The organism is uncultured Bradyrhizobium sp. (assembly GCF_947648125.1).
Taxonomy (GTDB): Bacteria; Pseudomonadota; Alphaproteobacteria; order Rhizobiales; family Xanthobacteraceae; genus Bradyrhizobium.
Map to the genome: position 1 here is coordinate 52,015 of NZ_CANSMR010000025.1, position 22,874 is coordinate 74,888.

Genomic DNA, 22,874 nt, shown 5'->3' on the forward strand with positions numbered 1-22,874 from the left:
CCAAAAAATCAACAAATCGGGGGAAGCTGGGATGACTGAAGTCGTGATGGACAAGGCGGTGAGTGCGACCGCCAATCCGGAGATCGAACGTAGCACCATCCGCAAGGTGGCGCTGCGCCTGATGTGGTTCGTGATGGCGATGTACTTCCTCGCCATTCTCGACCGCGGCAACATCTCCTTTGCCGCGCTGCAGATGAACAAGGAGCTCGGGCTCAATGCCGAGATGTTCGGCATCGCGGTCGGGATCATGTATTTCACCTATTCGATCTTCGAGATCCCGAGCAATCTCATCCTCAGCAAATATGGTGCACGCGTCACGCTGACGCGGATCGCGATCCTGTGGGGCATTGCCACGGTTCTGATGGCCTTCACGCAGGGGCCATTGAGCCTCTATGCATTCCGCGGCTTCCTCGGCTTTGCCGAGTCCGGCCTGTTTCCCGGCGTGATGCTGCTGCTCAGCCTCTGGTTTCCGTTCAGCTATCGCGCCCGCTACAACGCCATGTTCAACTATGCGGTGCCGATCTCCTATATCTTCGCCTCGTTGATCTCCGGCGCAATCCTCGAGCTGAATGGAACGTTCGGCATCTCGGGCTGGAAATGGCTGTTCATCCTCGAGGGCGTGCCGCCCATCATCCTGGGGATCGTCGGCATCTTTTACCTGACCGACCGCCCGCAGCAGGCGAGCTGGCTGTCGACGGCGCAGCGCAACTGGCTGACCGGCGCGCTGGAGCGCGACGCCAAGGCAACCGGGGTGGTGCATGCCGAGGGCGTGCTCAGGACCATTACCAAGCCAATGGTGCTGCTATTCGGCTTCTGCAATTTCGGCCTGTTCTGCGGGCTCGCGTCGCTGTTCCCCTGGCTGCCGCAGATCATCAAGTCGTTCGGCCTGCCGAATTCGCAGGTCGGCTTCGTGACCGCGATCCCGCCGATTGCCGGCCTGATCGGCATGATTGCGCTGTCGCGGCACTCCGATCATGTCGGTGAGCGCTTCTACTATGCCGCGACGACCTTCGTGATCGCGGCGGCGGGCTTCGCCATCGCTGCCTTCTCCACATCGCCGGTCTGGATCATCATCGGATTCATGGTTGCCAATGTCGGCGTCTATGGTACGCAGGCCGTGTTCTGGACCATTCCGCAGTCCTACATGTCACGGCAGAGCGCGCCGGGAGCAATCGGTCTGGTCGGCATGATCGGCAGCATCGGAGGCGCGACGATCCCGATCGTGATCGGGCGCGCCAAGGATGCCTCGGGCAGCTTCACCACCGGCTTCCTCGTGGTCACAGGCGTTCTCCTCGTCGCGGCGGTCCTGGTGTTGATCGCGCGCACACAACTCGTGAAAGAATGAAAAATCGGACTGCCATTAGCCGTACCAAGGCCCCTGCCCCGCGCCGCGCCTCGCAAGAGGACGCGGGCTCCGAACTGGTGATCGATTTCGAACGCTATGTGCCGACGGTGCTCTCGAGCCTGGTCGCGAAGTTGCGCGCCAACGCCAACGCATTCTTCCCGCAGGCCTACGGCGTCTCGCTCGCGGAATGGCGGGTGCTGTCCTTTCTCCGGGAGCATGAGCCCGCCAGCGCCTACGACATCTGGACCAACGCGCAACTGGACAAGGCGGTCGTCAGCCGCGAGACGACGTCGCTGAAGAAAAAGGGGCTGATCGCGCTGACGCCGGTCAGGGGCAACGCCCGGAACCGGAGCGAGATCCGCCTGACGGCGCAGGGCGTGGCGCTGCTTGACCGCAGCCTCGACGAAATCCTGCGCCGGCACAGCAACCTCACGGCCGGCCTCGATGCCCGGACGCTGGACACCTTCTTCCGTGTCGTTGATCACATCGAGCACCGCATTCCTCACATGGCCGATCCGTCCGAACATGCCGCGCCGGCCCATGCGCCGGTCAAGCGCATTGCGAAGCGGAGATCGCCGACCGGCGCCTGAACGCGGCAGGCCGGGAAAGAGCCGATCGCGCAGATCGAAATACGAGTCACGGTGCGGTGAGTGCACGAAGGAACCGGGCGTAATTTAGGTTTCAGTAAGCAAGTTGTAGCTAAAGTCGATCAGTGAGTTGCGTATAGGAGACTTCCAGTGATCGACTTTGACGAACTTCGTAGTATCGCCGCGGATGTTCGTATCTTTATCGATGCTTCGGAAGACAAGGGTGGCGCGTTGAAGGCCATCGTCGATGCTTACGACGTCGTTCTGGGCATCTTCCCGGCCGGTCCCGGAATGGACCTTCACGTGGTCAAGGGCACCGAGGTCCTCAACCATATCGCGCAGACCCAGGCCTCGACGGGTTTCACGCACACCGCCATCGCCTTCCAGACCCGCGAACAGGCTGTTGCGCTTGAGCACCTGATGGCGGCCTAGCTACCGGCGTCGTGCCCGTGTGCAGGGCGGCTCGAGGCTGCGCATTTCGCTTTGAGATCAACCGATTGCCGCCCATGCGGCGGCGCGATATGCACTTTGTGCCAGTCTTGCCCCAAGGCGCGCAGTCCCGACAAAACCACGCCCCGAGTCCGTCAAATGCGTACCGTCGTCCGCGTTGCCTTCCCGAGCAAAACCGGCAAAAATCCAAACCGTCGGCTCGCTGTACGAATCGAACCAATCCGGGCGAGGTGTATCCGGTTGTATTTTGTACTGACTTCACGTCATTTGGTATTAGTAGATTAATCGCGCTACACTTGTGAGCGTGGATATGGGCCAGCACCTGACGGTCAGCACCGGCGAGCTTGACGGCTTCGAGGGACTCCACGACGCCGTCAAAGGTTCGCATGTCGAAGTCATGCAGCTTGAGCGCGGCAAGCTGCGCGGGACGTTGTCCCATGTCGGAATCGGCGATTTCTCGCTCAGCATCGGCGCATTCAATGTCGGGGTCCGCACCCAGCGTACTTCGGCCGATGACAAGCTGATCATCGGAATACTCCTGAACGCCACGGATCGCGTCACGCATTGGGCATTCGACATGCAGCCGGCCGACGTGCTGGTGATCCCTCCGTCGGTCGAGCATGACGGCGTCTTTCACAAGGCCTCGTCCTATGCCGCGATTCGCTTCGACATGGCCGATCTGCCCGACATATTCGGCGACGAGCCCCGGCTCGCCGATGCCGAAACATGGCAAGCAAAGAACCACTTTCGCGCCGACCCCGCGCTCGGCATGGCCGGAGCGGCCAGGCTGCCGCAAATCGTCTCGCATCTCGCCCGGTATCCGGACGCGCTGTCGGACACCTCGTCCGAGTTCTGGAAGCGCGCGATCATCGATTGCATCAGGCCGACGGCCATCACATCGCTGCCGCCAGACGGAACCAGTTATCTGCCGTCGGCGATGAAGCTGGTGCGCGACGTCGAGGACTATCTGCTCGCCGCGGGCGCCCGCCCGGTCCATGTCTCGGAAATCTGCACCGAGCTCCGGCTGTCGCGACGCAGCCTGCACCGCGCCTTCCACGAGGTGTTCGGCGTCGGCCCGGTGACGTTCCTGCGCTACAAGCGGCTCTGCACGATCCGTTCGATCTTGCGCGAAAGCACGCCGGAGCAGACCACCGTTTCCAAGGTCGCGATCGAACAGGGCTTCATCGAGCTCGGGCGCTTCTCGCAATACTACCGCGCGATGTTCGGGGAGTACCCGTCGCACACGCTCGGCTACGCCGGCTAAAGCAAGCTCATTTCGATCGTCCCGGATCGCCATTGCCGGACAGCACCTGCTCGGCGCCGCCGACGCCGCGCCGGAAGGCCTCATCAAAGGTGACGCCGCGGAACTGCCATGTGTGGTCCCTGCCGCGCCACGCCATCCGCCATTGCGTGGCCCAGCCAAGATCCTTGTCATCCCAGACCAGCTGTCCGACCAGGATGGCCTCGCCACCCTGCGGCGCCACGATCGAACTCAGCTGCGCGGCCGGCATCTTCAGGAGCCCGGCGGCCGTGACGTTGGCGTTCGTCAACGCGGCCGTATCCGGCAGCACGACGCGCATGCCGCGCTTGCCGGCGGCGGCCGCGAGTGCATCGCGCTGCAAATCGGACTGCGTCCCATCCGATGTGACGATGAAGTCCTTCGGGCCGTGCAGCATCTCGACGAAGACGCCGAGCGCCGGCCGCTGCGATCGCCACGGCTTAAGGCCGAGCTTGGCGAGAACGCCGTCGATCTTGTTCTGGTCGAAAGCCACCGTCAGGTCGTAAGGCCGATCGCGGGTGCCCTGCTCATCATGATGCGGCTTGCCGGCATACTGGTCGTGATAGTCGAAACTGCTGACGAACTCCCTGGCCCTGGATTTGTAACCTGCGAGACGGCGATCGCCTGCCAGCATCGGCTGGCCCGAGACCTTGATCAGGACGTCCTCCAGGCATGCACCGAAGCCGATGAAGCGGTTCGGCTCGCCCTGGCCGGTGACGACGGTCTGCGCGCGGTAGAGGTCGTCATCCGCCGCCGCCATCGCATTACTGCAACAGATCAATGCAGCCGCAAGCAGCGCTCCGACCACACCGCGTGCGAACGTGGCGACCGGATTGGGTTTCGTTTCAAGCAAGGCAGCCATGGTCACCTCCGCTCGGTTACTCCATCAACGGTACATTGGCGGTATTTCGGCAGCGCCAACATGATCGGGCATGGGCGCCATTCCAACAGCTGCACGGCGCACTATGGCCACGCGCGGCGGGCCTGACATATGCTCGGTGGATGCGCGGCGGCGCCCGGTGCGCCGCCCAAGACAAGAAGATCGACGAGAACAGCCAGCAGGAGACGTCCCGTGAAATGCTATGAGTTGCAAGGCCCCGGCGGCGTCGACGCGCTTGCGCTGGTCGACAAGCCGGTTCCGCAGGCCGGCCCCGGCGAGGTGCTGGTGCGGCTGAAGGCGGCAACGCTGAACTATCGCGACCTGCTCACCGTCAAGGGCGGCTACGGCTCGCGGCAGAAATTTCCGCTGGTGCCGGTCTCCGACGGTGCGGGTGTCGTCGAAGCGGTCGGCGCCGGGGTCAGGAGTTTCGCAGCCGGCGATCGCGTGATCGGCAGCTTCTTCGAAAGCTGGCTCGGCGGCGAGCCCAGCGAGACGCGGATGCGCGCGGCGCTCGGCGGTAGCGTCGACGGTGTGCTGACCGAATACCGCGCGTTCCCGGCGCACGCGCTGGTGCGTACGCCGGACCATCTCAGCGACATCGAGGCCGCGGCGCTGCCCTGCGCCGGCCTCACGGCGTGGAGCGCGGTGGTCAAGCTCGGCGACATCAAGCCGGGACAGACCGTGCTGACCCAGGGCACCGGCGGCGTCTCGCTGTTTGCGCTGCAATTCGCCAAGATGTGCGGCGCCCGCGTCATCGCGACCTCCTCCAGCGACACCAAGATCGTGCGACTGAAGCAGCTCGGCGCCGATGTCACGCTCAACTACAAGACCACGCCCGACTGGGGCAAGAAGGCGCGCGAGCTGACCGGGCGCGGCGTCGATCTCGTCGTCGAGGTCGGCGGCGTCGGCACGCTGAACGAGTCGATCCGCGCGACGAGAATCGGCGGCACCATCGCCTTCATCGGCGTGCTCGCCGGTCCCGCCTCGTCCGACACCCGGCTGCCGCTGATGGTGATGCAGCAACAGCGGCTGCAGGGCGTCACCGTCGGCTCGATCGAGGATCTGCAGGCGCTGTGCGACGGCATCAGCATGCACGGCGTCAAGCCCGTGATCGACAAGGTGTTCGCGTTCGACCAGGTCAAGGACGCGTTCGCCCACATGGCGAGCGGCGCGCATTTCGGCAAGGTCGCGATTGCGATCGGTTAGCACCCGGAGGACCAAGGCCTAGCGCCCCGTGAACTGGGCCTTGCGCTTCTCGACGAAGGCCTGACGGCCTTCCTTCGCGTCAGCGCTTTCGCGGATCACCTGCTGCAGTTCGATTTCGCGGCGGAACTGATCGGCGTAGCTTGCGTGCTCGCTCTCCTCGAGCAGCTGCCGCGTCGCGACCAGCGCGCGCGTCGGGCCGTCGGCGAGGCGGCCGGCGAGCGCTTTCGCTTCGTCGAGCAGCCTTGCGTCATCGACGACATCGCGCACCAATCCCCACTCTTTCGCCCGCTCGGCCGACAGTGGCTCGTTCAGCAACATCAGCTCAAGCGCGCGCTGGCGCCCGATCAAGCGCGGCAAGAGCCAGGTCGAGCCGAGGTCGGGCACCAGGCCGATCCGGCTGAACACCTGGATGAAGCTCGCCGAGCGCGCGGCCAGGATGATGTCGCCGGACATCGCGAGGCTGAAGCCGCCGCCGGCTGCGACGCCGTTAACCGCGACCACCACCGGCATCCGGCACTCGCGCAAGGCCTGCATCGCCGGCCAGTAATGCTTCATCACGCCGGTGTAGATATTGTCGCCGAGCGAGTTGAACGCCTTGAGATTCTGTCCGGAGCAGAAGCCGCGGCCCTCCCCGGTCAGGACCAGCGCGCGAATGCCGGGATCGACGCCCATCTCGCCGACCGCTCGTGCGAGATCGCCGAGCAGTTCCGGCGTCATGGCGTTCAGGCTGGCGGGATCGTTGAGCGTCAGAATACCGACCTTGCCGTCCCGTTCGCGCTTCACACTGCTCATTTTCCGCTCCCTGAAATTGGTTCTTGTTGCACTGACAGTGCCATGCTTGGCATGCTACGCCAACGTGACCCGCCCGCAACAAGAACAGCGAAAGCAACGCCATGTCCGATCAGTTCTCCAACTCGCAAGTGATCCGCAAGCCGGCCGTCAGCGCCAAGGGCGGCATCGTCGCCGCGCAGTCGCGCAAGGCGGCCGAAGTCGGCGCGGAGGTATTGGCAGCGGGCGGCGATTGCGTCGACGCCGTGATTGCAACCACCTTCGCCCTTGGCGTGGTGGAGCCGTGGATGAGCGGCGCCGGCGGCGGCGGCGCCATGGTGCTGTACCGCGCCAAGGAGAACCGCGTCGAGGTGATCGACTACGGCATGCGCGCGCCCGACGGCCTGCGCCTGGAGGATTATCCGCTGACCGGCGGCGCGGCCTCCGACCTGTTCCCCTGGGCGCGGGTCAAGGACGACCGCAACCTGCACGGCCCGGGCTCGATCGCGGTGCCCGGTGTCGTCGCCGGCATGGAAGAGGCACATCGCCGCCACGCCAAAATGCCATGGAAGGACCTGCTGGCGCCGAGCGTCAAGCTTGCCGGCGAAGGCCTGCTGGTGGATTGGTGGACCACCGACATGATCGCAAGCTCGGCCGCGGATCTGCGGCGCTATCCGGCCAGCGCCGCGGCGTATCTGCTGGATGGCCTGCCGCCCAATGCACAATGGGGCATCAAGTCGGTGGTCCGCATGCCGCAGGACAGGCTGCAGGCAACGATGGCGCAGCTTGCCGCAGCCGGCCCGCGCGATTTCTACGAGGGCGATCTGGCCCGCAGCATCGCCGACGATATCCAAGCCGCCGGCGGCGCGCTGTCGGTGCGCGACCTCGCCGCTTTCCGCGCCCATCTGCGTGAGCCGCTCAAGATTCCCTATCGCGGCGGCACGGTCTACGCGACGCCGGAATTGACCGCAGGTCCGACCATGGCGCGCACGCTCGGCCTGCTCCAGAAGGCGTTGGCGCCCGCGCAAGGCGGCCCGGATACGGCGGCCTATGCCGCGTACGCCGAGGCGCTGCAGGCCGCCTATCGCGAGCGGCTGAAGGACATGGGCGATGTCGACGGCCGCCGCGCCCTCGGCGCCGAAGCGATCGCGCCATCCTGCACCACGCATTTCTCGGCAGTCGACCGCGACGGCAACATGGCCGCGGTGACGCAGACGCTGCTGTCGACCTTCGGCTCCAAATTCGTGACGCCGAGCACGGGCCTCACCATGAACAACGGCATCATGTGGTTCGATCCGACGCAAGGCAATCCGAACTCGCTCGCGCCTGGCAAGCGCTGCCTGACCAATTACACGCCCGTGGTGGCTGAGGCGGCCGACGGCCGCCGTCTTGCCGCCGGCGCATCCGGCGGCCGCCGTATCCTGCCCGCGGTGTCGCAGCTGCTCTCCTTCGTGATGGATTTCGGCATGGACCTCGACGCCGCGATCCATCAGCCACGCATCGACGCCAGCGAAGGCAATGTGGTGATCGGCGATGTCCGCCTGCCGCAAGCCGTGCGTGAGGTGCTGCGCGGCAGCTTCGACTATGCGGAGGCGCGCATCCAGACCCAGCCAAAGAAGTTCGCCTGCCCCAGCATCGTGCTGCGCGACGGCACCACAAACAGCGGCGCCACCGAGCCGTTTCATCCGTGGAGCGATGCAATCGCGGAGGGATGACGGCGGGTTGGTCCTAATCGTCATTGCGAGCGGAGCGAAGCAATCCATCGTTCCACGCAAGCGGAAAGATGGATTGCTTCGTCGCTTCGCTCCTCGCAATGACGTGACAGATTTCTGATTCAACGGCGAAACAGCTCGTCCGGTGTCAGCGCCCGGCTCGACCGGGCGATCCAGTATTCCAGAGACGCCTGTGCTTGAGCCGAGAGGCCGCGGCGTACTGGATCGCCCGGTCGAGCCGGGCGATGACAGTTGTGGTAGGGACGCAGCTTCGCGTTCTCGCGACATGATTGTCCGGGCTCTGCCCTTCGTTTTCACCCTTCTCTTGAAGAGGGTTGCCCGTCGTGTTCGATCGGCAACACACGATCGAGCACACGTGGCAATGTGGCGCGAATCCACCGCCGGGATATAGTGAAGACAGGTTGTACAACGACGGCTTGGAGCACTGCGGGATGATTACGTGTTACCTGCGCTATGAGGTCAGACTGGGCAAGCTCGCCGAGTTCGAAGCTTACGCTGCAATGTGGCTTGACCTGCTGCCGCGGTTTGGCGGTATCCATCACGGCTATTTTCTGCCATCGGAAGGAGCGAGCGACGTCGCGCTGGCGATGTTCAGTTTTCCTAGCCTTGCCGCTTACGAGCAATATCGGAAGGATTCCGCCGCCGATCCGGACGTTCAGAAAGCGATAGCTTTCGCAAAAGAGACGGGCTGCATCACGCGCTATGAACGCTCGTTTTTCCGACCGTTGTTTCCGAAGGCGGCCTGACAAGCGATAACCATGCGCCGTTTTCCCCTCGCATTGTCCGCGCTGTTGTTGCTTGGGCTCTCTGCTGCCCAGGCGGCCGGGCTAAGGGCCTTCGACGTTCCCGCTGGCCGTGACGGGCCCGCGATCAGAGGGGTGGTGTGGAGTCCTTGTGCGGAGACGCCGCACGAGATCGATGCCCGCGGCGGCAGGACGTTCTTTGGTGTGAACGACTGCCCGATCGTGGGGGCAAAGCTTCCCCTCATCGTCATCTCGCATGGACGGCGCGGATGGCTCGGCGGACATCACGACACCGCCGCTGCGCTGGCGGATGCCGGCTTCATGGTTCTGACGATCAATCATCCGACCGATACCGAACGCGACACCAGCGCCACCGACAGTCTTGCCGTCACGGTCGAGCGGCCCGCCGACATCAAACGCGCGATCGACTATGCGCTCGGTGGCTGGCCTGATGCCGCTTACATCGATGCCGGACGCATCGGTCTCTATGGTTTCTCCTGGGGCGGTTATACGGGCCTCGCGGCGATCGGCGGTGAGCCCGATCTCCGCAAGGGCCTGCCGAACTGCCAGACATCGAGCTTGCGGGCCTGCAAGGAGCTCGAAGCCGGAGAAAAGCCGAGCGGACCGGTCGTCCACGATCCGCGGATCAAGGCCGCGATCATCGTCGACCCCTTTCCGGTGCTGTTCTTTGCGGCCGATAACCTGAAAGCCGTGACGATCCCGATTCAAATGTGGAGCTCGGACCCCGCGCAGAATGGCGACGGTCTCTCCGGGTGCTGTGCTGCCGCCATCAACGACAGGCTTCCGTCCAAGCCGGAATTTCACCTGGTGAAGGATGCGAAGCACTTCTCCTTCCTCGCGACCTGTACGCCGGAGGAGACAGCCAAGATGGCTGCCATCTGCACCGACGCACCGGGCTTCGATCGCGTCGCCTTTCACCAGCGTTTCCACGCCGCGGCCGTCGCGTTCTTCAGGACGCACCTTGGCGAGGCCGGGACGCGATAACGGCCGCTACACCCCGAGCTTGTCCCTTACCCGCCCGGTCAGCACCGCCGTGGTGACGCCGACGCGCCAGAAGGCGTGCATCGGGATCGGCTTGATGCCCGTCACGGGCATGTCGATCTCGGCCTTGGCACCGCCGATCAGGCGGCGGGCGAGTTGCGCGCCCATCGCGGTCGAGAGCGCGACGCCGCGGCCGTTGCAGCCGAGCGAGATCAGCAAATTCTCCGCGGGCGCGTGGACATGCGGATAGTGATCGGCGGTGATGGCAAGGCGGCTGTTCCAGCCATGGGTCCAGCTGACGCCTTTGAGCTGCGGCCACAGCCGCTCGGCGTAGCGGATCAGATAGGCGACGTCGGTCGGCTTGCTGATCCAGCGCATCGGGCCGCGGCCGCCCATCAGCAGCCGGTTGTGCTGGTCGATGCGGTAATAGACCGTGATGTGGCCGCTCTCGTAGAGCACCGGCCGGCCCGGCATGATGGCGCGCGCGACGGCATCGGACAGCGGCGCGGTCGCCGCGATCGACGAGAACACCGGCACGATGGTGCGGCGGAGCGCGGGCCAGAGATCATCGGTAAAGCCATTGGTTGCGAGCAGCACCTTGTCGGCATGCACGACCGCGCGCGGCGTCTCGATCCGCCAACGGTTGCCGTCACGGCGCAGAGACAGCGCCGGCGTCTCGCCATGGACGGCGGCGCCGGCGCCGATCGCGGCGCGCGCCAGGCCGCGCGCGTAACTCAGCGGATGCAGGTCGCCGCCGCGCGCATCCAGCATCGCGCAGAGGTAACGGTCGCTGCCGGTCATCTCGCGCATCTCCGCGGCGTTGAGCAGCTTGACCGGCATACCGCGCCGGATGCATTGCTTCGCCGTGGTCTCGATCGCGGTCGCGCTGGCCTCATTGTAGGCGGCGCGCAGCGTGCCGTTCTGCCGCGCCTCGCAGGGAATCTGGTAGCGGCGGATCAGATCGTGCGTGAAGTTGGTGGTGCCGTAGGAGAATTCGATCATGCGGCGACCGAGATCGGCGCCGAAATCCTGCTCGATTTGATCCGGGTCGTGCTTCAGCCCGGGATTGGTCTGGCCGCCATTGTTGCCGGAGGCGCCCCAGCCCGGCTCCTGCGCCTCCAGCACGGTCGCAAGCACGCCCTGCTCGGCGAGATGCAGCGCGGTCGAAAGGCCGGTGAAGCCACCGCCGATGATCGCGACCGGCACGCTCTTGTCTGACGTCAGCGGCGGTGTCGGCGTCGCGTCCACCGCGGTGTCGGCGTAAAGACTCGGTGGCAGCGGCAGGCGGGTAGAAGAGGTCATTGAAGGATACCGAACCAGAAAGGGTGTTGTACCGAACGGTGCGTCCGCGGATTCACTCACCTCTCCCGCTTGCGGGGGAGGTCGGATTGCATCGGAGATGCAATCCGGGTGGGGGCTCTCTCCACTCGAAGGCTCTGACTCGTGGCGAGACCCCCACCCCAACCCTCCCCCGCAAGCGGGAGAGGGAGCGCACTTCCGACGAGGCGACAGTATGAGCAAACGTCATCGTCATCACAGCGGGTGCAGCACGCGGCGCAGGAAATCCTGGGTGCGCGGGTGCTGCGGTTGGTTGAGGACGGATTTGGCGGCGCCCTGCTCAACGATGACGCCGCCGTCGATGAACAGCACGCGGTCGGCGACGTCGCGGGCAAAGCCCATCTCGTGGGTGACGACGACCATGGTCATGCCGTCATCGGCGAGCTTGCGCATCACCGAGAGTACCTCGCCGACCAGTTCGGGATCGAGCGCCGAGGTCGGCTCGTCGAACAGGATCGCCTTCGGCTGCATCGCCAGCGCCCGCGCGATCGCGACGCGCTGCTGCTGGCCGCCGGAGAGCTTTGGCGGATGCACCTCGGCCTTGTCGGCAAGGCCGACCTGCGCGAGCAGCGCGCGGCCGCGGGCAATCGCCTGCTCGCGCGGCTCCTTCTTCACATAGAGCGGCCCCTCGATGACGTTCTCCAGCGCGGTGCGATGCGGAAACAGGTTGAAGCGCTGGAACACCATCGAGACCTGGGTGCGGATCGCGACGATCGAGCGATTGCCCTGATCGACGCGCGCGCCCTCGACGCTGATCTCGCCGCGATCGTAGCTCTCGAGCCCGTTGATGCAGCGCAGGATGGTCGACTTGCCGGAGCCGGATGGGCCGATGATGCAGACCACCTCGCTCTTGGCGACCGACGCCGTGATGCCCTTCAGCACCTCGACCTTGCCAAAACTCTTGTGGACGTCGTTGAGCTCGATCATTTGCGGTTCGCCTTGTTCTCGAAGTGCCGAACCAGCAGGATGAGCGGGATGCTCATGGTGAGGTACATCAGCGCCACCAGCGTGAACACGCTGGTGTTCTTGAAGGTCGACGAGGCGATCAGCTTGCCTTGCAATGCAAGCTCGGCGACCGTGATGGTCGAGGCCTGCGAGGAATCCTTCAGCATCATGATCATGATGTTGCCGTAGGGCGGCAGGATGATCCTGACCGCCTGCGGCAGCACCACGCGGCGCATGGTGAGCCACCAGCCCATCCCGATGGTCTGCGCCGCCTCGATCTGCCCCTTGTCGATCGCCTCGATGCCGGCACGGAAATTTTCCGCCTGATAGGCCGAGTACGCGATGCCGAGCCCGATAATCGCGGCCTGCAGCGCCGACAGCGCAATGCCGAAATCGGGCATCACGAAATAGATGTAGAACAGCAGCACGATGATCGGGATGCCGCGGATCACATTGATCAGCGCAGCGCTGAGTCCGGTGAGGATGCGAACTCCGGACACCCGCATCAAGGCCCACACCAGCCCGAGCACGGTCGAGAGCAAGAGCGAGCCGATCGTGACGACGATGGTCAGCCAGACCCCCTGCAACAGGATCGGCACGAACTCGACGGCGTCATGGAAGAATTTTTGCATCGGCTTACATCACGCAACCGTCATTGCGAGGAGCGCAAGCGACGAAGCAATCCATCTCTCCGCGTATGCCGACCAATGGATTGCTTCGCTTCGCTCGCAATGACGAGGAAAGTGCCACGCCCCTCATGCAAATCCCATAAGAGCGCACGCGTCACGACGCGCTGGCCTTTTGGCCCCATTTTTCCAGGATCTTGGCGATCGTGCCGTTGGCCTTCAGCTTCGCCAGCGAGGCGTTGATCTTTGCCAGCAGCTCGGTGTCGCTCTTGCGGATGCCGATCGCGACCGTGCCGACGGTGACGGGCTTGTAGCCGTCGACCAGACGCACGTCGGCGAAATTGCCCTGCTGCAGATTGTAGGCGAGGATCGGATAATCGGCGAAGCCGGCCTTGAGGCGGCCGGCATTCACGTCGCGCAGGATGTCGGGAATGGTGTCGTAGACCTTGACCTCGCTGAACAGCCCGGTCTTCTTCAGCGCATCGACGAACGCGGTGCCGACCTGGGCGCCGACCACGGTGCCCTTCAGGTCCTCCTGCGAGGTGTAAGCCTTGGTGTCGGCCTTCGGCACCACGAGGCCTTCGCCATAGGTGTAGACCGGCTCCGAGAAGTCGATCACCTCCTTGCGCGCGGCGGTGGCGAACATCGCGGCCGCGATGATGTCGATTTTGTTTGCGGTCAGCGAGGGGATCAGCGCCGAGAACTGCATCGGCTCGATCTGCACGGAGAAGCCGGCGTCCTTGCCGATCTCGGTGGCGAGATCGACCATGATGCCCTGGATCGAATTGGTCTTGGTGTCGAGGAAGGTGAAGGGGATGCCGGTCGGCGTCGAGCCGACCTTGAGCACCTGCTGCGCCCCTGACGGCGCGCTCACGGCAAGGGCAAGCGCCGCGACCGCGGCCTGGACGAGACGCTGAAACGACATCGCAAACCTCCCAAACTGGCGCCGGTGCCATCTCGCCCGCTGTGTCAGCGCTTTTGGTTGCGGGCGACGCCGTTCCGGCCTATTTTCACCAATATGAAATTGTGGTCACGAAACCGCAGCCAATGCAAGCGGTTTTCATGCACATGAAGGAAGCGGACTGACGTGAGCGGCGGCAAGAGAATGCGCAAAGGTGCGGCAGCGCGGCCCGTGACGCCACGCCGCGCCGCCAAAAAGCCGGTCAGGAAACCGGCCGAACCGGCGATGGATCTCGCGGTCGGACGCCGCATCCGCGACCTGCGCCGGGCCAAGCAGATGTCGCTGGAGACCGTTGCCGCGCGTACCGACCTGTCGATCGGCTTCATCAGCCAGATCGAGCGCGGCCTGTCGTCGCCCTCGCTGCGTGTGCTGGCGACGCTGGCCGACGTGCTCGGCGTCGGCATCGCCGCGCTGTTCGGCGCGCCGCCCAGGGACGACAGCGCCGGCGGCGTCGTGACCCGCGAGGTGCAGCGCGCCGAGCTGAAACTGTGGCGCACCGGCATTTCAAAGCAGCTGCTGAGCCCCGCCGGCAGCGAGAGCCGGCTCAACCTGTTCCTGGTGCATCTCGAACCCGGCGGCAACACCGGCGACGAGTTCTATACCCATGACGGCGAAGAGGCCGGCCTCGTGCTATCAGGCGAGATGATCCTGACAGTCGACACCGAGACCTGGACGCTGAAACAAGGCGACAGCTTCCGCTTCGCCAGCCGCAGGCCGCATCGGTTTTCCAATCCAGCACGCGATGCCAACGCGGTAGTGCTGTGGGTGAATTGCGTGACGGCGGCGGGGTGAGGCCCCGCTGCCACCCTCCCCTGGAGGGGGAGGGTCGGATCGCGTTGAGCGCAGCGAAATGCGAGCCGGGGTGGGGTGATCTCTCCCCACGGGCAGCACACGCGTGGAGGGACCGTCACCCCACCCCGCTAAGCATCTTGCTTCGCGCGATGCTTATCGACCCTCCCCCTCCAGGGGAGGGTGAAGCACCTATCCCGCCAACCCCATCACGATCTCCTCGATCTTGATCGGGAAATTCCGCACGCGGATGCCGGTGGCGTGGAAGACGGCGTTGGCGACTGCGCCGGCGCTGCCGGTGATGCCGATCTCGCCGACGCCCTTGATGCCGAGCGCATTCACATGCGGATCGTGCTCGTCGACCGTGATGACATCCATCGGCGGCACGTCGGCATTCACGGGCACATGGTATTCGGCGAGGTTCGCATTCAAGATGCGGCCCGAACGATGGTCCATCACCGCCTCCTCGTGCAGCGCGAACGAGAGGCCCCAGATCATGCCGCCGTAGAGCTGGCTCTGCACCATCAACGGATTGATGATGCGCCCCGCAGCGAACGCGCCGACCAGCCGCGTGGCGCGGATCTGGCCGAGCTCCGGATCGACCTTGACCTCGGCAAACACAGCGCCATGCGCGTGCATCGCATATTGCGACTGCGCCGCCGCATCGGCTGCGCCGCTGCCGGTGGCGTCGACCTCTGCGAGGCCGGCGCGCGCCAGAATGTCGGCGTAGCTTTCGCTGCGCGCATCATCGTCGCGGCGATGCAGCCGTCCGCCCCGCGCCACGACGCCGGCATTGCCGGCGCCGAACAACGGCGAACGCTGGTCCGAGGTCGCGAGCTCGGCGAGCCTCGCGATCACGGCTGCACCGGCGTTGTGGATCGCGGCGCCGACGGTTGCGGTGTGCCCCGAACCACCGGCAATGCCGGCATCGGGCAGATCGGAGCTGCCGGAGCGGAACGTCAGCTGATCGAAATCCAGACCGAGCGAGTCGGCCGAGATCTGCGCAAGCGCGGTCCAGGCGCCCTGCCCCATGTCGTGCGCGCCGGTCTCCATCACACCCTTGCCGTCGGCGCGGATCACCGCGCGCGCATTGCCCTGGAACATGATCGCCGGGAAAGTCGCGGTGCCGACGCCCCAGCCGACCAGAAAGCCGTTCTCGTCGCGCATCTGCTTCGGCTGCAGCGGGCGACCCGCCCAGCCGAAGCGTTCGGCGGCCCTTGCGTAGCACTGGCGCAGCGCCTTGGAGGAAAACGGCTTGCCGGTGGTCGGCTCGACCTCGGCGTAGTTCTTCAGCCGAAACTCCAAGGGATCGATGCCGCAGGCGAACGCCGCCTCGTCGATCGCGCTTTCCAGCACGATCGATCCGGTGGCCTCACCCGGCGCGCGCATGAACAGCGGCGTGCCGGTGTCGACGCGCACCGCTTCATGCGCGGTGCGGATCGCGGGGCTGGCATACAGCGTGTGCGAGGCGTCGGCCGCAGGCTCGTAGAAATCGTCGAAGCTCGACGTCGTGATCCGCGCCTCGTGATTGATCGCGGTCAGCGCGCCTGCCTCGTCGGTTCCGATCCGGATGCGCTGGCGGGTCGGGGGACGATGGCCGACCGGGCCATACATCTGGCTCCTGCGCAGCACGAGCTTGACCGGACGGCCGATCATTTTAGCGGCCATGATGCCGAGCACCTGCGGTCCGGAGATCAGCCCCTTGGAGCCGAAGCCGCCGCCGAGGAATGGGCTGTTGATGTGGATATTCGCCGGCGGGATGCCGAACAGGCCCGCGATCCGCATCTGTGCGAACCCCATGCCCTGGCTCGGCGTGTCGATGAACAGGCGGTCGCCGTCCCACACCGCGACGATCGCATGCGGCTCCATCGCGTTGTGATACTGCGCCGGCGTCTCGTAGGTCGAATCGGTCAGCTTCGCGGCCGCGGCCATGCCGGCATCGATATCGCCGTGGCGGACTTCGGCGGGATTGCCGATGCCGACCACCGGCGGCGCGTAGGCCTCGCCGGCGTCGAGGCCGACGCGCGCGATCTCGACCTTATAGCGTGGCGACAGCAGCGCTGCGCCTTCGGTCGCGGCTTCCAGCGTCTCCGCGATCACGACCGCGATCGCCTGGTTGGCGTAGCGCACCTCGTCGCTCTGCAACAGCTCCATGCGGAAGGCGAATGGGTTGCCCTTGGCGTCGGGGTCTTCGGCAAGCTCAGGCTTGTGCGCCGGCGTCATTACGTCGATGACGCCGGGATGGCGCTTGGCGGCGGCAACGTCGAGCGCGGTGACGCGGCCACGCGCGATGCAGCTCGTCGCGATCACGGCATAGACCATGCCGGGCGGATGATTGTCGGCAGCATAGCGGGCCTTGCCGGTGACCTTCAGCACGCCGTCGGTGCGGGTCATCGGCTGGCCGATGTTCGAGCCATGCCTGATATGGGCGGGGTCGCGGGTCAGACTGAGTTCAACCGTCATGCGTTACGCTCCTGCAACGGACGAGAAGGGAGAGCCGGGCAGCGCGGGAGTGCGATCCGGCGTGCCTGCGGCGGCAAGGGTGAGCGCGCGCACGACGATGCGTTGCGCGAGCTCGATCTTGAAAGCGTTGTCGCCGGACGGCCTTGCGCCGGCGAGCGCGGCGCGCGCCGCCTCGCGATAGACCGCCGCATCCGGCGAGGCGCCTGCGAGCACCTGCTCGGCCTCGCGCGCCCGCCACGGCTTTGCCGCGACGCCGCCGAGCGCAAGCCGTGCCGCACGGATCTTGCCGTCCGCGATGCGCAAGGACGCTGCGGCCGAGACCACGGCGAAGGCATAGGACGTGCGTTCGCGCACCTTGATGTAGCGGGCATGGCTGGCGAACCCCCGCGCCTCGGCCGGCAGCCGCAGCGCGACGATCAAATCGCCCCGCTCCAGCGCGGTCTCGCGCTCCGGCGTCTCACCGGGCAAACGATGCAACGCCTCGAGCGGCAGCTCGCGCCGGCCGCCCTTGCCCTCGATCTCGACGACGGCGTCATGCGCGACCAGCGGCACGCAGAAATCCGACGGATGGGTCGCGATGCAGCCCTCGCTCCAGCCGAGCACCGCGTGCAGGCGGTTCTCGCCCTTTAGCGCGTCGCAGCCGGCGCCCGGCCAGCGCCGGTTGCAGGCGCTGCCGGCGTCGTAGAAATAGGCGCAGCGCGTCCGCTGCATCAGATTGCCGCCGACGGTCGCAGCATTGCGCAGCTGCGCGGAAGCGCCCGACAGCAACGCCTCGGCGACCGCGGGATAGCTGCGCGCGAACTCCGCGTCATGCGCGAGATCGGCGTTGCGCACCAGCGCGCCGATGCGCAGGCTACCGTCGGCGAGATGCTCGATGCGATCGAGCCCAGGCAGGCGCGTGACGTCGACGAGGCGGCTCGGCCGGCTCACGCCGCCCTTCATCAAATCGAGCAGATTGGTGCCGGACGCAAGATAGCTCGCACCCTTTTCGGACGCGGCCGCGATCGCATCCGCGACGCTGGCCGGCCTGACATAATCGAAATTCATCATGCGGAGCGCCTCTGCTTGCTGGCGGTCATGTTGGATTGTGCCTCGAGCACGGCTTCGGTGATTCCCTGATAGGCGCCGCAGCGACACAGATTGCCGCTCATGCATTCGCGTACCCGCTCCGGATCGTCGCCGGCCTGCCCTTCCTGGATCAGGCCGATGCCGCTCATGATCTGGCCCGGGGTGCAGAAGCCGCACTGGAAGCCGTCATGGGCGATGAAGGCGGCCTGCACCGGATGCAGCTCGCCGCCGCGCCCGACGCCTTCGATCGTGGTGATCTCGGCGCCGTCATGGCTGACGGCGAGCGCGAGGCAGGAATTGATGCGGCGGCCGTCGACCAGGATGGTGCAGGCGCCGCACTGGCCGCGGTCGCATCCCTTCTTGGTTCCGGTGAGGTCGAGCCGCTCGCGCAACAGGTCGAGCAGGGTGACGCGGGGGTCGTCGAGGGCAATGTCGCGGCGGACACCGTTGATGGTGAGACTGATGGGGAGATTCATGCAAGGCGCTCCGATCCGTGTATGGTCGGGTTGAATCGAGGCAACGCGAACCCGTGGCCGCCGATGCATGATCGGCGCGCCTTGTCAGGCCCGGTGCTGGTCGCCATATACGGAGGCATCCTCCGTTTACAAGGGAGGGTAAACAGAAAAAGGAATGGCCGGTTCATCACCAGAAATTGTCCGCAAGCCGCGCGCCGACGCCGTGCGCAATCGCGAGCGCGTGCTGGAAGCGGCCAAGGCCGTGTTCTCGGCCGGCGGCAGCGAGGCGAGCCTCGAGGCCGTCGCGCGCCAGGCCGGCGTCGGCATCGGCACGCTGTATCGCCACTTCCCGACCCGCGAGGCGCTGTATGAGGCGGTCTATCGCCGCGAGGTCGAGCAGCTCGGCGACCTTGCCGAGCAATTGCAATGCGCGCCCGAGCCGGTCGAGGCGCTGCGGCGCTGGCTGCGCGCCAATGTGGAATTCGTTGCCACCAAGAAGGGCATGGTCGCCGCGCTCGCGCTGGTCGCGCACGGCTCGACCGAGCTGCACGCCTATTCGTTCGACCGCCTCACCAAGGCGATCGGCACCCTGCTCGCGCGCGCCGTCGCGGCCGGCGCCATCCGCGACGACATCAGCGCCGAGGACGTGCTGCGCGCGCTGATCGGGATGTGCTACATGCACGACCAGCCGGGCTGGCAGACCACGGCGCTCCGGCTCCTGGATGTGTTCGTGGACGGCTTGCGGCTGCGGCCGACGGGTGCAGCGGCATCCGCGGCAAAGCCAGCGAAGAAGAAGGCCGGCCGGCCGCGCTCGCCGTAGCTGCCATAAATATATCGTGATCAGATATACTTCGCGCGGAGGACCCGTTTGGGCGCGTGGATTCCGGCCATTGAACGAAGGTCGAATGGGCCATCCGGTGTTTCCATTCGCACGGCGTCCCCGGGAGTGAGTATGCTGGCAAAAAACAGGTAGACGCGAACTCCGCGATCTGCTGATTGGCCATGGCGAGGAAACGCGCGTTCGCGCTCGAGCTTTTCGAGGACGACTCCCGGCATCCGGGAAAAGATGCGCCTGCCGTTCATTTGGATTGCAGAAATGAACGAGAGCATCTCATCTCCGTTTATCCGCTACCCTATTGGCACCTCGCTGCTGATGGCCGGCATTCTGTTCGTCGGCATCGTCGCCTATCCACTGCTTCCGGTCGCGCCACTGCCTCAGGTCGACTTTCCGACCATCCAGATCTCGGCGAGCCTGCCCGGCGCCAGTCCCGAAACCATGGCCTCCTCGGTGGCGCAGCCGCTGGAGCGGCAGTTCGCGCAGATTCCCGGCATCGCGCAGATGACCTCGACGAGTTCGCTCGGGTCGACCGCGGTCACCATCCAGTTCGACCTGAACCGCAACATCGACGGCGCCGCCAACGACATCCAGGCCGCGATCAACGCCGCAGGCGGCCAGCTGCCCAAGAACCTGCCCTCGCCGCCGACCTATCGCAAGGTCAACCCGGCGGACTCGCCGATCCTGCTGCTGTCGGCGACCTCGGACACCCTGCCGCTGATCCGGGTGAGCGATGCGGTCGACGCCCAGCTCGGGCAGCAGATCAGCCAGATTTCCGGCGTCGCCCAGGTGTTCATCGGCGGACAGCAGAAGCCCGCGATCCGCGTGCAGATCGATCCCGCCAAGCTGGTCGCCAAGGGGCTCTCGCTGGAAGACATCCGCAGCCAGATTGCCATCACGACGGTCGACAGCCCGAAGGGTAACATCGACGGCGCAAGCCGCGCCTACACGATCTACGCCAACGATCAGCTCCCGGATGCCAACGACTGGAATGACGTCATCGTCGCCTACCGCAACGGCGGCCCGTTGCGGATTCGCGACATCGGCCGGGCTATCGCCGGGCCGGAAGACATGAAGCAGGCCGCCTGGGCGGACGGCAAGCGCGGCGTGTTCCTTGTCATCTTCAAGCAACCCGGCGCCAATGTCATCGGCACGGTCGACAGGATCAAGGCGCAGCTTCCGAGGCTGATTGCCGCGATTCCGCCCGCCATCCAGATCAAGATCATCAGCGACCGGACATTGACCATCCGCGCCGCTGTCGAGGACGTGCAGATCACGCTGCTGATCACCATCGTTCTGGTCGTCATGGTGATCTTCGTCTTCCTGCGCAGCTTCTGGGCCACGGTGATTCCTGCCGTCACCGTGCCGCTCGCGCTGCTCGGCGCCTGCGCGCTGATGTGGGTGTTCGGCTATACGCTCGACAATCTGTCGCTGATGGCACTGACGATTGCGGTCGGCTTCGTGGTCGACGACGCCATCGTCATGCTCGAGAACATCACGCGCTACGTCGAGCAGGGCGAGCGGCCGCTTGCCGCGGCGCTGCGGGGTGCCGGCGAAATCGGATTCACGATCCTGTCGATCAGCATTTCGCTGGTCGCGGTGCTGATCCCGCTGCTGCTGATGGGGGGCGTCATCGGCCGGCTGTTCCGCGAGTTCGCGGTGACCCTGGCGATGGCGATCTTCGTCTCGCTGGTGGTGTCGCTGACGCTGACGCCGATGATGGCATCGCGCTTCCTGCGGGCGCATGGCGAGACCAAGCATGGACGGCTCTACCAATGGAGCGAGGCGGCATTCGACCGGATGCTGCATGGCTATGAGCGCGGCCTCGATCTGGCGCTCGGCTGGAGCCGGACCACGCTGTGCATCTTCTTCGCGACGCTGGCGCTGTCGGTTTATTTGTTCGTGATCATTCCCAAGGGATTCTTTCCGCAACAGGACAACGGCTTCCTGAACGCCGTGTCGGAGATGGCCCAGGACATCTCGTTTGCCGACATGAAGCGGCATCAGGAAGAGCTCAGCAGGATCGTTCGCGCCGATCCCGCGGTCGACAGCATGGCCGAGTTCATCGGCGGCGGCGGTACCGCGCTGAATTCCGGCCGCATGTACATCACGCTGAAGCCGCATGAAGAGCGCGACGCCGACGCCCAGCAGATCATCGCGCGGCTGCGGCCGAAGCTCGAGGCGGTCGAGGGAGCACGCCTCTACATGCAAGCCTCCCAGGACGTCCGGCTCGGCGGCCGCGCCACGCGCACGCAATTCGAATACACGCTGCAGGATGCCAACCTCGCCGAGCTGAACCAATGGGCGCCGAAGATCCTGGCCAGCATGAAGACCCTGCCCCAACTGCGCGACGTCGCCACCGACCAGCAGACCGAGGGAACGACGCTGACGATGACCATCGACCGCGACACCGCGTCGCGCTACGGCATCCAACCACAGTTGATCGACGATACGCTGTACGACGCGTTCGGCCAGCGCCAGGTGACCCAGTACTTCACCCAGCTCAACAGCTATCACGTCATCCTGGAGATCCTCCCGGAATTGCAGGGCAAGCTCGACACGCTCAACAAGCTCTACATCAAGTCGCCGACGACGGGCGACGAAGTCCCGCTCTCGGTGTTCTGCAAGTGGACGACGGTTCCGGTGCGTCCGCTCGCGATCGCGCACCAGGGGCAGTTTCCCGCGACCACGATCAGCTTCAACCTGGCGCAGGGCGTGGCGCTCGGCCAAGCCACCGATGCGATCCAGGACGCGGTCGCCAATCTGGGGGCTCCGGCCACGCTCAGCTCGAGCTTCCAGGGCACCGCGCAGGCCTTCCAGCAATCACTGAGCTCGGTGCCGCTGCTGATCCTGGCTGCGCTGGTCGTGGTCTATCTGATCCTCGGCATGCTCTACGAAAGCTACATCCATCCGCTCACGATCCTTTCCACCCTGCCGTCGGCCGGCGTCGGTGCGCTGGCGATCCTGATGGCGTTCGGGTTTGATTTCAGCCTGATCGCACTGATCGGCATCATCCTCCTGATCGGGATCGTGAAGAAGAACGGCATCATGATGGTCGACTTCGCGATCGCCGCGGAACGCGAGGAGCATCTGTCGCCGCGTGAATCGATCCGGAAAGCGGCGCTCCTGCGTTTCCGCCCGATCATGATGACGACGATGGCAGCCTTGCTCGGCGGCGTGCCGCTGATGCTGGGCACCGGAACGGGGTCGGAAATCCGTCAGCCGCTCGGCTATGCGATGGTCGGCGGACTGATCGTGAGCCAGGCGCTGACGCTGTTCACGACGCCGGTCGTGTATCTCTATCTCGACAGATTCTCGAACGCGCTTTCGAACTGGACGGCGACTAAGCGGCACGACGATGCCGAACCGTCCGTGGACCGGGATGCCGCCGAATAGCGCAG

At 65.4% G+C, this 22,874-nt stretch carries 21 protein-coding genes; 11 read left to right on the forward strand and 10 right to left on the reverse strand.

Going from position 1 to position 22,874, the window contains the following annotated elements:
• Window positions 1-31: 31 nt before the first annotated feature.
• From Q0030_RS31500 to Q0030_RS31515, 4 genes are all read left to right on the forward strand, one after another.
• On the forward strand, window positions 32-1,345 hold the full coding sequence (locus Q0030_RS31500) for an MFS transporter (protein WP_298376165.1): 1,314 nt from the start codon (window positions 32-34) through the stop codon (window positions 1,343-1,345).
• Window positions 1,342-1,935 carry a MarR family transcriptional regulator gene (locus Q0030_RS31505; protein ID WP_298376168.1) on the forward strand — a complete coding sequence of 198 codons (594 nt, stop codon included), beginning with the start codon at window positions 1,342-1,344 and terminating at the stop codon, window positions 1,933-1,935. Before Q0030_RS31500 ends, Q0030_RS31505 begins: the two co-directional genes overlap by 4 nt.
• A gap of 147 nt (window positions 1,936-2,082) precedes the next feature.
• Window positions 2,083-2,364: a hypothetical protein gene (locus Q0030_RS31510; protein ID WP_298376170.1), complete on the forward strand. Its 282-nt coding sequence runs from the start codon at window positions 2,083-2,085 to the stop codon at window positions 2,362-2,364.
• A 328-nt stretch (window positions 2,365-2,692) separates the two neighbouring features.
• Entirely contained in the window at window positions 2,693-3,646 is a 954-nt protein-coding gene (locus tag Q0030_RS31515) for a helix-turn-helix domain-containing protein (RefSeq protein WP_298376172.1), read from the forward strand.
• A 7-nt stretch (window positions 3,647-3,653) separates the two neighbouring features.
• Here the strand turns inward: Q0030_RS31515 and Q0030_RS31520 are convergent, their stop codons facing one another.
• A complete protein-coding gene (locus tag Q0030_RS31520; protein ID WP_298376174.1) occupies window positions 3,654-4,523 on the reverse strand; it encodes a DUF2066 domain-containing protein in 870 nt (289 codons plus the stop codon).
• Between the two features lie 210 nt (window positions 4,524-4,733).
• On the opposite strand from Q0030_RS31520, the gene Q0030_RS31525 reads away from it, so the two are divergent.
• Window positions 4,734-5,747, forward strand: coding sequence for an NAD(P)-dependent alcohol dehydrogenase (locus tag Q0030_RS31525; protein ID WP_298376177.1), 1,014 nt, complete (start codon window positions 4,734-4,736; stop codon window positions 5,745-5,747).
• An 18-nt stretch (window positions 5,748-5,765) separates the two neighbouring features.
• On the opposite strand, the gene Q0030_RS31530 is transcribed toward Q0030_RS31525, so the two are convergent.
• A complete protein-coding gene (locus tag Q0030_RS31530; protein WP_298376180.1) occupies window positions 5,766-6,539 on the reverse strand; it encodes an enoyl-CoA hydratase-related protein in 774 nt (257 codons plus the stop codon).
• 101 nt (window positions 6,540-6,640) lie between these two features.
• Here Q0030_RS31530 and Q0030_RS31535 point away from each other — a divergent pair, with 101 nt between their 5' ends.
• The 3 genes from Q0030_RS31535 (at window position 6,641) to Q0030_RS31545 (ending at window position 9,996) form a co-directional block, all read left to right on the forward strand.
• Complete coding sequence (locus tag Q0030_RS31535; protein ID WP_298376182.1) at window positions 6,641-8,230, forward strand: gamma-glutamyltransferase; 1,590 nt, start codon at window positions 6,641-6,643, stop codon at window positions 8,228-8,230.
• A gap of 449 nt (window positions 8,231-8,679) precedes the next feature.
• A complete protein-coding gene (locus Q0030_RS31540) occupies window positions 8,680-8,994 on the forward strand; it encodes an NIPSNAP family protein (protein ID WP_298376310.1) in 315 nt (104 codons plus the stop codon).
• A 12-nt stretch (window positions 8,995-9,006) separates the two neighbouring features.
• Window positions 9,007-9,996 (forward strand): dienelactone hydrolase, encoded by a 990-nt coding sequence (locus Q0030_RS31545; protein ID WP_298376185.1) that lies wholly within the window; start codon window positions 9,007-9,009, stop codon window positions 9,994-9,996.
• A 6-nt stretch (window positions 9,997-10,002) separates the two neighbouring features.
• On the opposite strand, the gene Q0030_RS31550 is transcribed toward Q0030_RS31545, so the two are convergent.
• The 4 genes from Q0030_RS31550 to Q0030_RS31565 form a co-directional block, all read right to left on the reverse strand.
• Window positions 10,003-11,295 (reverse strand): FAD-binding oxidoreductase, encoded by a 1,293-nt coding sequence (locus Q0030_RS31550; RefSeq protein ID WP_298376188.1) that lies wholly within the window; start codon window positions 11,293-11,295, stop codon window positions 10,003-10,005.
• Window positions 11,296-11,526: 231 nt separating this feature from the next.
• A complete protein-coding gene (locus tag Q0030_RS31555) occupies window positions 11,527-12,258 on the reverse strand; it encodes an amino acid ABC transporter ATP-binding protein (protein WP_298376190.1) in 732 nt (243 codons plus the stop codon).
• Window positions 12,255-12,908, reverse strand: coding sequence for an amino acid ABC transporter permease (locus tag Q0030_RS31560; protein ID WP_298376192.1), 654 nt, complete (start codon window positions 12,906-12,908; stop codon window positions 12,255-12,257). Before Q0030_RS31560 ends, Q0030_RS31555 begins: the two co-directional genes overlap by 4 nt.
• 151 nt (window positions 12,909-13,059) lie before the next feature.
• Window positions 13,060-13,827, reverse strand: a complete 768-nt coding sequence (locus Q0030_RS31565) for an ABC transporter substrate-binding protein (protein ID WP_298376193.1) — start codon at window positions 13,825-13,827, stop codon at window positions 13,060-13,062.
• A 180-nt stretch (window positions 13,828-14,007) separates the two neighbouring features.
• On the opposite strand from Q0030_RS31565, the gene Q0030_RS31570 reads away from it, so the two are divergent.
• On the forward strand, window positions 14,008-14,655 hold the full coding sequence (locus Q0030_RS31570) for a cupin domain-containing protein (protein WP_298376195.1): 648 nt from the start codon (window positions 14,008-14,010) through the stop codon (window positions 14,653-14,655).
• A 189-nt stretch (window positions 14,656-14,844) separates the two neighbouring features.
• Here Q0030_RS31570 and Q0030_RS31575 read toward each other — a convergent pair whose 3' ends face one another.
• The 3 genes from Q0030_RS31575 to Q0030_RS31585 are packed head-to-tail and all read right to left on the reverse strand — an operon-like array spanning window position 14,845 to window position 18,659.
• A complete protein-coding gene (locus Q0030_RS31575; RefSeq protein ID WP_298376198.1) occupies window positions 14,845-17,115 on the reverse strand; it encodes a xanthine dehydrogenase family protein molybdopterin-binding subunit in 2,271 nt (756 codons plus the stop codon).
• Between the two features lie 3 nt (window positions 17,116-17,118).
• On the reverse strand, window positions 17,119-18,165 hold the full coding sequence (locus Q0030_RS31580) for a xanthine dehydrogenase family protein subunit M (protein ID WP_298376200.1): 1,047 nt from the start codon (window positions 18,163-18,165) through the stop codon (window positions 17,119-17,121).
• Complete coding sequence (locus tag Q0030_RS31585) at window positions 18,162-18,659, reverse strand: (2Fe-2S)-binding protein (RefSeq protein WP_092116377.1); 498 nt, start codon at window positions 18,657-18,659, stop codon at window positions 18,162-18,164. The genes Q0030_RS31580 and Q0030_RS31585 overlap by 4 nt, the downstream gene beginning before the upstream one ends.
• A 154-nt stretch (window positions 18,660-18,813) precedes the next feature.
• Between Q0030_RS31585 and Q0030_RS31590 the strand changes: the two genes are divergently transcribed.
• Entirely contained in the window at window positions 18,814-19,458 is a 645-nt protein-coding gene (locus tag Q0030_RS31590; protein ID WP_298376209.1) for a TetR/AcrR family transcriptional regulator, read from the forward strand.
• A 20-nt stretch (window positions 19,459-19,478) separates the two neighbouring features.
• Here the strand turns inward: Q0030_RS31590 and Q0030_RS31595 are convergent, their stop codons facing one another.
• Window positions 19,479-19,748, reverse strand: coding sequence for a hypothetical protein (locus Q0030_RS31595; protein ID WP_298376211.1), 270 nt, complete (start codon window positions 19,746-19,748; stop codon window positions 19,479-19,481).
• Between Q0030_RS31595 and Q0030_RS31600 the strand changes: the two genes are divergently transcribed.
• On the forward strand, window positions 19,735-22,869 hold the full coding sequence (locus Q0030_RS31600) for a multidrug efflux RND transporter permease subunit (RefSeq protein ID WP_298376213.1): 3,135 nt from the start codon (window positions 19,735-19,737) through the stop codon (window positions 22,867-22,869). The two genes, Q0030_RS31595 and Q0030_RS31600, sit on opposite strands and share 14 nt — an antisense overlap.
• Window positions 22,870-22,874 lie beyond the last annotated feature (5 nt).

Excerpts from the sequence above, each read along its gene's own strand:
- Q0030_RS31500 (WP_298376165.1), top strand. The coding sequence starts at position 32 with ATGACTGAAGTCGTGATGGACAAGGCGGTGAGTGCGACCGCCAATCCG.
- Q0030_RS31505 (WP_298376168.1), top strand. The coding sequence starts at position 1,342 with ATGAAAAATCGGACTGCCATTAGCCGTACCAAGGCCCCTGCCCCGCGC.
- Q0030_RS31515 (WP_298376172.1), top strand. The coding sequence starts at position 2,693 with ATGGGCCAGCACCTGACGGTCAGCACCGGCGAGCTTGACGGCTTCGAG.
- Q0030_RS31520 (WP_298376174.1), bottom strand. The coding sequence starts at position 4,523 with ATGGCTGCCTTGCTTGAAACGAAACCCAATCCGGTCGCCACGTTCGCA.
- Q0030_RS31530 (WP_298376180.1), bottom strand. The coding sequence starts at position 6,539 with ATGAGCAGTGTGAAGCGCGAACGGGACGGCAAGGTCGGTATTCTGACG.
- Q0030_RS31535 (WP_298376182.1), top strand. The coding sequence starts at position 6,641 with ATGTCCGATCAGTTCTCCAACTCGCAAGTGATCCGCAAGCCGGCCGTC.
- Q0030_RS31540 (WP_298376310.1), top strand. The coding sequence starts at position 8,680 with ATGATTACGTGTTACCTGCGCTATGAGGTCAGACTGGGCAAGCTCGCC.
- Q0030_RS31545 (WP_298376185.1), top strand. The coding sequence starts at position 9,007 with ATGCGCCGTTTTCCCCTCGCATTGTCCGCGCTGTTGTTGCTTGGGCTC.
- Q0030_RS31550 (WP_298376188.1), bottom strand. The coding sequence starts at position 11,295 with ATGACCTCTTCTACCCGCCTGCCGCTGCCACCGAGTCTTTACGCCGAC.
- Q0030_RS31555 (WP_298376190.1), bottom strand. The coding sequence starts at position 12,258 with ATGATCGAGCTCAACGACGTCCACAAGAGTTTTGGCAAGGTCGAGGTG.
- Q0030_RS31560 (WP_298376192.1), bottom strand. The coding sequence starts at position 12,908 with ATGCAAAAATTCTTCCATGACGCCGTCGAGTTCGTGCCGATCCTGTTG.
- Q0030_RS31565 (WP_298376193.1), bottom strand. The coding sequence starts at position 13,827 with ATGTCGTTTCAGCGTCTCGTCCAGGCCGCGGTCGCGGCGCTTGCCCTT.
- Q0030_RS31570 (WP_298376195.1), top strand. The coding sequence starts at position 14,008 with ATGCGCAAAGGTGCGGCAGCGCGGCCCGTGACGCCACGCCGCGCCGCC.
- Q0030_RS31575 (WP_298376198.1), bottom strand. The coding sequence starts at position 17,115 with ATGACGGTTGAACTCAGTCTGACCCGCGACCCCGCCCATATCAGGCAT.
- Q0030_RS31580 (WP_298376200.1), bottom strand. The coding sequence starts at position 18,165 with ATGATGAATTTCGATTATGTCAGGCCGGCCAGCGTCGCGGATGCGATC.
- Q0030_RS31585 (WP_092116377.1), bottom strand. The coding sequence starts at position 18,659 with ATGAATCTCCCCATCAGTCTCACCATCAACGGTGTCCGCCGCGACATT.
- Q0030_RS31590 (WP_298376209.1), top strand. The coding sequence starts at position 18,814 with ATGGCCGGTTCATCACCAGAAATTGTCCGCAAGCCGCGCGCCGACGCC.
- Q0030_RS31600 (WP_298376213.1), top strand. The coding sequence starts at position 19,735 with ATGAACGAGAGCATCTCATCTCCGTTTATCCGCTACCCTATTGGCACC.
- Q0030_RS31595 (WP_298376211.1), bottom strand. The coding sequence starts at position 19,748 with ATGCTCTCGTTCATTTCTGCAATCCAAATGAACGGCAGGCGCATCTTT.